Genomic DNA, 7,132 nt, shown 5'->3' with positions numbered 1-7,132 from the left:
ACCGACCCGGTCGTCGACCGCGCGGTGCTCGCGCTCGGCCGACCCGGGGCGACGGTGGCCGGTGCGGCGCGGGCGGCGGGCGCGGGGGAGCGCCTGCTGCGACGCCGCTTCGAGGACCACGTCGGCTACGGCCCGAAGACGCTCGCCCGGGTCCTGCGCCTGCAACGGCTCCTCGGTCTGGCCATCGCCACGGACGAGGACCTCGCGGGCCTCGCGGCGCTCGCCGGCTACTCCGACCAGGCGCACCTGTCGCGCGAGACGCGGGCCCTGGCCGCGGCGACCCCGGCCGAGCTCGTCGCCGCGCGACGCCCGGCCCCGGGCGTGTCCGGAACGTCCAAGACGCACGGCCCCGGGTCGGCGAGCATGGTGGCATGAGCCCGAGCACCGGCCCCGTGGACCTCGACGCCGCCGAGCGGTTCCTCCGCCTGGAGGCCCGGCTCCTCGACCTGCGCCGGTACGAGCGTGCCTTCCACGGCGGTCCCGTCGAGGCCGTCGCGGCGGCGTTGTCGGGCTACCGGAACGCGGACGGCGGCTACGCCGGGATCCTCGAGCCCGACCTGCGGACGACCGTCAGCCAGCCGCAGGCGGCCGAGCTGGCGCTCCGGGTCCTCGACGAGTGCGGGACGGTGCCCGTCGACCTCGCCGCGGGGCTCTGCGACTGGCTCGGCACGGTCACCGGCTCCGACGGCGGCGTGCCGTTCACCCACCCCTCCGCGCGCGTGCACCCCGCCGCGCCGCACTGGCACCACGCCGACGGCGAGACCTCGTCGCTGAACCCCACCGCCGCGCTCGTGGGTCTGCTGCACCGGCACGGCATCCGCCATCCGTGGCTGGACGTGGCGACCGCGTTCTGCTGGCGGGCGCTCGCGGTGACGGGCTCGGCGCCGGAGTCGTCCGCCGCCGGGTCCGGCCCCGAGGCGCTCGATCTCTACAGCGTCCGCGCCGCGGCCTGGCTGCTGGACCCCGCGGTCCCGGATCCGCCCGACCCCGACGGCCTGCGCGCCCGCCTGGCCGACGGCGTCCGGGCGCACGTCGCACAGGACCCGGCGCTGACGGCGCCCGGTGCCGAGGGCCACCACATCGGCCCGCTCGAGGTCGCGCCGTTCCCGGACAGCCCGCTCCGCGCCCTCCTCCCGGTCGACGCGGTCGAGGCCGCCCTCGACGCCCTGCAGGAGCGCCAGCGCCCCGACGGCGGCTGGGAGGTCAACTTCGCGCCGATCTCGTCGGCGGCGACCGCGGAGTGGCGGGCCTGGGCGACCCTCCAGGCCCTCCTGGTCCTCCGCGCCGCCGGGCGCCTCTGACCGGACGGGCGGCCGCGTCGCCCCGAGCGGGGGCGCGTCCGCCCGGTCCGGGCACCGACCTCGTCCAGAGGGGTCGAGGACGTCGCCGCGGCTGCCGATGGGGAGAGGGCGGCGGTCCCCGATCCGCCGCGCCGCCGTCCCGCGTCCTCCCGGAGTTCCAGTGCCTCGCCCCGATCGTTCCCGTCGTCGCGTCGTCGTCGCCTCGTGCGCTGCCGCCGCCGCGTGCGCCGCCCTGGCCGGCACCTCGACGGCCACCGGCGCCGAGCTGCTGCCCGGCATCACGATCCCGGGGCTGCCGACGCCGACGACCCCGGCGCCGCCGACGACCCCGGCCCCGACCCCGACGACGCCGACCCCGACGACGCCCGCCCCGCCGGTGCAGGCACCGATCCCCGGTCCGGGCGGCCTCAAGGCGGGGGCCTGCTCCACGCGGTACGTCAGCACCCGCGACCTGACGCTGAAGCAGCGGCTGGTGTCGACGACGCCCTCCGGCGGGATGCCCGACGGCGCGGCGACCGAGCCGGTGTTCTCCCGCGACAGCCGCGCCAACCGCTTCCTCGCCTACACGTCCACGGCGACGAACATCGCGGTGCCGGTGCAGGCCGGGCGCCGCAACGTGTTCCTGGCCATCCGCGGCGGTCGCGTGACGATGAACGCGAACAACTGGGCGCTGGGCTCGAACCAGATCGTCTCCGTCGGCCTGGGCGGCGCGGCGGCGGACGGCGACTCGTGGGGGGCGGCGTTGTCGGGGACGACGGGCCCGCGCGACCGGGCGATCTCCGCGAAGGTCATGGCGTTCCTCTCCACGGCGACGAACCTCGCGCCCGGCGGCAACCCGACCGGGACCGGGGCATTCGTCCGTCCGGTGTACGGCGGGGCGATCCGCCGGATCGCCGCGCCCGGTGCGGCGACCGGTGTGGCGGTGTCCGGCGACTCGGCGACCGTCTACGTCGCGACGGACCGCGGGCTCTACGTCGAGCGCGGCGGGCGGGTGCGACGTCTCGTCGGCGGCGCGGGCATCTCGGCCCCGTCGACCACGCTGAACGGGCGGCAGGCCGCGTTCGAGCGCAGCGGGACCATCTACACGGTGACCCTCGCCGGGAAGACGCGGCGGATCGCCCGCGGGTCGCATCCCCACGCCGACGGCGGCAACCCCTACGCCGGGGCGCGCGCCGGGTACGTCCGGGCGATCTCGTTCGTCCGGGACGGCGGGGCCTGGCGCGCGGAGACGCTCCGCGGCCCCGTGATCCTCAAGCGGTTCGGCACCACGCAGAGCCTGTCGTCGACCAACGGCGGCGGCAACGCGGTGGCCTTCGGCAACGGCCCGCACGCCTGCCTCGAGGTGCGCCTGCTGGACCGGACGCAGCGCCGCGGCGGCTACAGCATCCCGCAGGGCGCGTGCCCGGTCGGGCAGGGCACGGTGACCGACGTCGCGGTGAGCACCCGCTACAACTACCTCGCCTTCACCTGCTCCGGTGGCGGCCTCTACCTGCACTACGTCGGTCCGAAGTAGCCCCGCGGACCAGGCGACGGGGCTCGCCGCGTCGCCTGGTCCGCGGACCGGCGACCTCAGCGCGTGCGGAAGGAGACCTTCTTCGTGCGCGAGGTGCCCGCCTCGTTCTGCGCCTTGACCGTGATCCAGTAGCGCGCGGCGGGCAGGCCCTTCTTCAGCTTCAGCACGTAGGCGACGGAGCGGCCCTCCACCTCGGGGTAGATCCGGTACTTCGTCGCGCTCTTGGTCGTGCGCCAGACGCGTCCGTCGTAGGCCTGGTCGCGGACGCCGGAGGCGAGGCGGATGCGGCGCTTCACGTCGACCTGCGAGTAGGCGACGGAGCTGTCGGGGTCCTTCATCGTGATGCGGATGCTCGTGATCCGCTTCCCCACGCGGGTCTTCGGCAGCCGCACCGCGACGACGGGGGCGGAGGCGTCGGCGGGTGGCGCGGGGGTCGGGACGGTGGTCGTCGGGGTCGTCGGCTCCGGCTCGAACGGCGGCACGTCCTGGGCCGTCGCGACCGCGGCGGTGGCCCCGAGCGCGGCGGCGGCCGACAGGGCGATGGCGAGCGGGGGGATGCGCATGGGGCCGACTCTACGCCCGATCGGGACGGTCGGCGACGGGTCCGCCGGGCCCGGTGGGGGCCGTTCGGGGCCTCGGCCCACGCCGGCGGCGGGCAGCGGACGGCCGCTGCGGAGGGCCGCCGACCGCGGGGCGTAGGGTGTGCCGGGTCGATCCCGACGTCGAGTCCCCATGCGCCGCCCGTCCAAGCACCGTCACCTGCGCGAGCTCCGCGCCGAACGCTCCCGGCTGCAGGCCGTCGCGCCCCCGACGCCGCTCGCCGCGCGGTCGATCGACGAGGCCCTGACCGACTGCGCCGTCTACGACAACGGTGAGCGCGAGGGCGGCGTCGTCCCGCTGACCGAGGCGCTGGAGCGCGCCTACCGGACGCAGGACGGCTTCGTCTGGATCGGGCTGCACGACCCCGAGCCGGCGGCGGTCGAGGCGCTCGGTGCCCAGTTCGCCCTGCACCCCCTGCTCGTCGAGGACGCGATCCACGCCCACCAGCGGCCCAAGCTGGAGCGCCACGACGGCCTGATCTCGCTGGTGATGAAGACGGCGCAGTACGTCGACGAGACCGAGCACGTCGAGGTCGGCGAGCTGATGGTCGTCGTCGGCCCGAAGTTCGTCGTCACGGTCCGTCACGGCTCGCCGGTCCCGCTGTCCGGGCTGCGCGAGGACCTGGAGCAGGACCACGTCCGCATGGAGCGGGGACCGGGTGCGGTCTTCCACGCCATCGTCGACCGGGTCGTCGACGAGTACGCCGACGTGCTCGAGGGCCTGTTCAACGACGTCGACGAGGTCGAGGCCACCGTCTTCTCCGACCAGCGGACCAACCCGACGGAGCGCATCTACCGCCTCAAGCGCGAGGTCATCGCCTTCAAGAAGGCCGTCGGCCCCCTCGTCCACCCGCTGACCCGCCTGGTCGAGGACACGGACCTGCCGGTCCCCGAGCGCGCCCGGCCGTACCTCCGCGACGTCCTGGACCATCTCGAGCGCGACGCCGAGGCGGTCAACGCGATCGACGACGTGCTCTCCGGCGTCCTGGACGCCAACCTGGCGCAGATCTCGCTGCGCCAGAACGAGGACGCCCGCAAGATCTCCGCGTGGGCGGCGATCGCGGTCGTCCCGACGATGATCTTCGGCCTCTACGGCATGAACTTCGAGCACATGCCGGAGCTGAAGTGGCACCTCGGCTATCCCGCGGTGCTGCTGTTCACGCTGGCCGTCTGCGGTGGGCTCTACTCCCGGCTGCGCCGCGCCGGCTGGCTCTGAGGCCCGCCCGGCGGGGAGCTACCCGCCGGTAGGTCGTCGGCGGTCGCGCGGCTATGCTCCGCCGATGCCGGCCTACCCGCTCCGCCACGTCGACGACTCCTTCCTCCGGGAGGCGCCGCTCGTCGTCAGCAGCACGGTCTCGCTCGACGCGACGCCCTCCGCGGTCTGGGCGGCGCTGGGCAGCGACGAGATGTGGTCGTGGCTGCCGCTCATCGACCAGCTCGAGTGGCGCTCGCCCAAGCCCCACGACGTCGGCTCGATCCGACGGTTGCGCCTGGGCCGCTTCGTCACCGTCGACGAGGAGTTCTACCGCTGGGACGTCGACCGTCGCGCGACGTTCCGCGTGGTCGGCCAGAGCCGCAAGGTGGCCGACGCGCTGATCGAGGACTTCCTCCTCACGCCGACGGACCGCGGCACCGATCTGACTTGGACGATGGCGCTCTCGCCGCTGAAGGGCCGCGGTCTGCCGCTCGGCCTGCTCGCCCCGCTGCTGCGCCCGGGAAACACGCTGGCCATCGCCGGCATCAAGAAGATCCTGCGGTAGGAGCCGCAGCCCTGGCCGGAGCGCGCCCTGCGACGGACGCGGGGCCCGGCGACCGGGGGTAGGGTCGGCCCGTGAGCACCCCGCCCGGACCGTCGAGCGCCCCCGTCCCGCCGCTGGACCGCGCCCGGGTGCAGCAGTGGGTCACGAAGTGGCGCTGGTACACCCGGCCGCAGCGGCCGTGGAACCGGGCGCGCCTGACCGTCGAGCTGGCGCGGCGCGAGGCGTTCGCCCGCGGGCGGCTGAGCGGCGACGTCCTCGGGATGCTGCTCGACGGCCGGCTCGAGATCGGGCCCCAGGTCTTCCTCGAGCCCGGGGTCTGGCTGACCGCCGGGGACCACGGGCGGATCCGGATCGGCGGCGGCACGTTCCTCAACCAGGGCGTCATGGTCGCCGCGGAGGGGCTCGTCGAGATCGGGGAGCACTGCATGGCGGCCAACGGCTGCCTCATCACCGACGGCAGCCACCGCTTCGAGGACCCGGAGCTGCCGGTGCCGTGGCAGGGCTTCACCACGAAGGGCCCGACCCGGATCGGCGACAATGTCTGGCTCGGCGCGAACGTCGTCGTCACCAGCGGCGTGACGATCGGGCGCCGCAGCGTCATCGGCGCGAACTCCGTCGTGACCCAGGACGTGCCGCCGTTCTCGATCGCGGCGGGCAGCCCGGCGAAGGTGCTCAAGCAGGTCGCCTACGACGACCCGCAGCGCCCGGCGGTCTGACGGGCCACGCCGGTAGCGTCGAGCCGCCATGACGACGGAGGCCCCCGTGCACCCAGGTCGCAGCATCTCCCGGACCGTCCTCGCGGCGACGCTCACCATCCTGGCGGTGCTGGGCGCCCTCGCCCTCGTCTACCTGCTGCGCGGCCCGCTGTCGTGGCTGGCGATCGCCGGCTTCATCGCGGTCGCCGTCTCCGGGCCGGTCGGGCGGCTGCAGAAGCACATGCCGCGCGGCCTCGCCGTCCTCCTCGTCTACGTCGGCGTGCTGCTGGTCCCGGCGATCGTGGGCCTGATCGTCGTCCCGCCGCTTGTCCGCGCCGCCAGCGACCTGATCGACCAGGCGCCGTTCTACGCCGACGAGGTCCAGCGCTACGTGCAGGGCAACGAGACGCTACGGGACCTCGACGACGACTTCGACCTCGTCGCGCAGCTCGAGCGCCAGGCGGACCAGCTGCCGGCCCGGGTCGGGGACGCCGCCACCTGGCTCGGCGACCTCGGGATCGGCATCGTCAACTCGGTCTTCGCGGGGGTCACCATCCTCATCCTCAGCGTCTTCCTCGTGGGGAGCGGGCGCCGGTGGATGGACGGGCTGCTCGACGTCGGCACGCCGAAGCACGCCGCCCGCATCAAGACCGTGCTCGACCGGATGGCGGGGGCGGTCGGCGCCTACATCGGCGGAGCGATCGTGCAGGCGGGCATCGCCGGCGGCCTGGCGTTCGTCGTCATGACGGTCCTCGGCGTGCCGTTCGCGGCACCGCTGGCCGTGATCGTCGCCCTGTTCGGGCTGATCCCGATGATCGGTGCCACCATCGCGGCGGTCATCGTCGGGATCGTCACGGTCTTCAACGACTTCCCGACCGCGACGATCGTCTGGGTGATCTGGGCGGTCGTCTACCAGCAGGTCGAGAACACGGTCATCCAGCCGCGGATCCAGAAGCGGGCCGTCGGCGTCCACCCATTGGGCGTGATGATCGCCGTGCTCTTCGGCGGCACGCTGCTGGGCGTGACCGGCGCGCTGCTGGCGGTGCCGGTGGCCGCGTCGCTCCAGATCGGCGTCGAGGCGTGGTGGGAGTACCGCAAGGAGATCGGCGACGTGCCGCGCCTGGACGACTCCGACACGGATCCCGACGCCGGTCCCGACGGCGGGGACCCAGGGGCGGGGGAGGCCGGACCGCCGACGCCCGGGACGCCGCCGGGCGACGCGTCCCCCGCCCCGGGCTGACCCGACGAGGGCGGATCGGCCGCG

At 74.8% G+C, this 7,132-nt stretch carries 8 protein-coding genes; 7 read left to right on the top strand and 1 reads right to left on the bottom strand.

Features of this window, described 5'->3' with window-relative positions; genetic code table 11:
* From Q7T67_RS05735 to Q7T67_RS05725, 3 genes are all read left to right on the top strand, one after another.
* A partial coding sequence (locus Q7T67_RS05735; protein WP_304786892.1) for a helix-turn-helix domain-containing protein occupies positions 1-375 on the top strand: 375 nt, incomplete at its 5' end.
* Entirely contained in the window at positions 372-1,301 is a 930-nt protein-coding gene (locus Q7T67_RS05730; protein ID WP_304786890.1) for a hypothetical protein, read from the top strand. The genes Q7T67_RS05735 and Q7T67_RS05730, both read left to right, overlap by 4 nt.
* Positions 1,302-1,461: 160 nt before the next feature.
* Positions 1,462-2,814 (top strand): hypothetical protein, encoded by a 1,353-nt coding sequence (locus Q7T67_RS05725; RefSeq protein ID WP_304786888.1) that lies wholly within the window; start codon positions 1,462-1,464, stop codon positions 2,812-2,814.
* Positions 2,815-2,870: 56 nt separating this feature from the next.
* Here Q7T67_RS05725 and Q7T67_RS05720 read toward each other — a convergent pair whose 3' ends face one another.
* Entirely contained in the window at positions 2,871-3,377 is a 507-nt protein-coding gene (locus Q7T67_RS05720; protein ID WP_304786885.1) for a hypothetical protein, read from the bottom strand.
* 169 nt (positions 3,378-3,546) lie between these two features.
* Here Q7T67_RS05720 and Q7T67_RS05715 point away from each other — a divergent pair, with 169 nt between their 5' ends.
* The 4 genes from Q7T67_RS05715 to Q7T67_RS05700 all read left to right on the top strand — a co-directional run bounded on the left by Q7T67_RS05715 (position 3,547) and on the right by Q7T67_RS05700 (position 7,108).
* Entirely contained in the window at positions 3,547-4,629 is a 1,083-nt protein-coding gene (locus tag Q7T67_RS05715) for a magnesium and cobalt transport protein CorA (RefSeq protein WP_304786883.1), read from the top strand.
* Between the two features lie 64 nt (positions 4,630-4,693).
* Positions 4,694-5,173: an SRPBCC family protein gene (locus tag Q7T67_RS05710; protein WP_304786881.1), complete on the top strand. Its 480-nt coding sequence runs from the start codon at positions 4,694-4,696 to the stop codon at positions 5,171-5,173.
* 71 nt (positions 5,174-5,244) lie between these two features.
* Entirely contained in the window at positions 5,245-5,889 is a 645-nt protein-coding gene (locus tag Q7T67_RS05705) for a DapH/DapD/GlmU-related protein (protein ID WP_304786879.1), read from the top strand.
* Between the two features lie 28 nt (positions 5,890-5,917).
* Positions 5,918-7,108 (top strand): AI-2E family transporter, encoded by a 1,191-nt coding sequence (locus Q7T67_RS05700; RefSeq protein ID WP_304786877.1) that lies wholly within the window; start codon positions 5,918-5,920, stop codon positions 7,106-7,108.
* Positions 7,109-7,132: the final 24 nt, after the last annotated feature.

The organism is Patulibacter sp., assembly GCF_030655195.1.
In the GTDB taxonomy this organism is placed as follows: domain Bacteria; phylum Actinomycetota; class Thermoleophilia; order Solirubrobacterales; family Solirubrobacteraceae; genus Patulibacter.
Note: the sequence above shows the minus strand (reverse complement) of the source record. Positions and strands in the feature narration are given on the sequence as shown.

Coding starts and splice junctions, on each gene's coding strand:
- Q7T67_RS05715 (WP_304786883.1), top strand. CDS start 3,547: ATGCGCCGCCCGTCCAAGCACCGTCACCTGCGCGAGCTCCGCGCCGAA.
- Q7T67_RS05700 (WP_304786877.1), top strand. CDS start 5,918: ATGACGACGGAGGCCCCCGTGCACCCAGGTCGCAGCATCTCCCGGACC.
- Q7T67_RS05720 (WP_304786885.1), bottom strand. CDS start 3,377: ATGCGCATCCCCCCGCTCGCCATCGCCCTGTCGGCCGCCGCCGCGCTC.
- Q7T67_RS05730 (WP_304786890.1), top strand. CDS start 372: ATGAGCCCGAGCACCGGCCCCGTGGACCTCGACGCCGCCGAGCGGTTC.
- Q7T67_RS05710 (WP_304786881.1), top strand. CDS start 4,694: ATGCCGGCCTACCCGCTCCGCCACGTCGACGACTCCTTCCTCCGGGAG.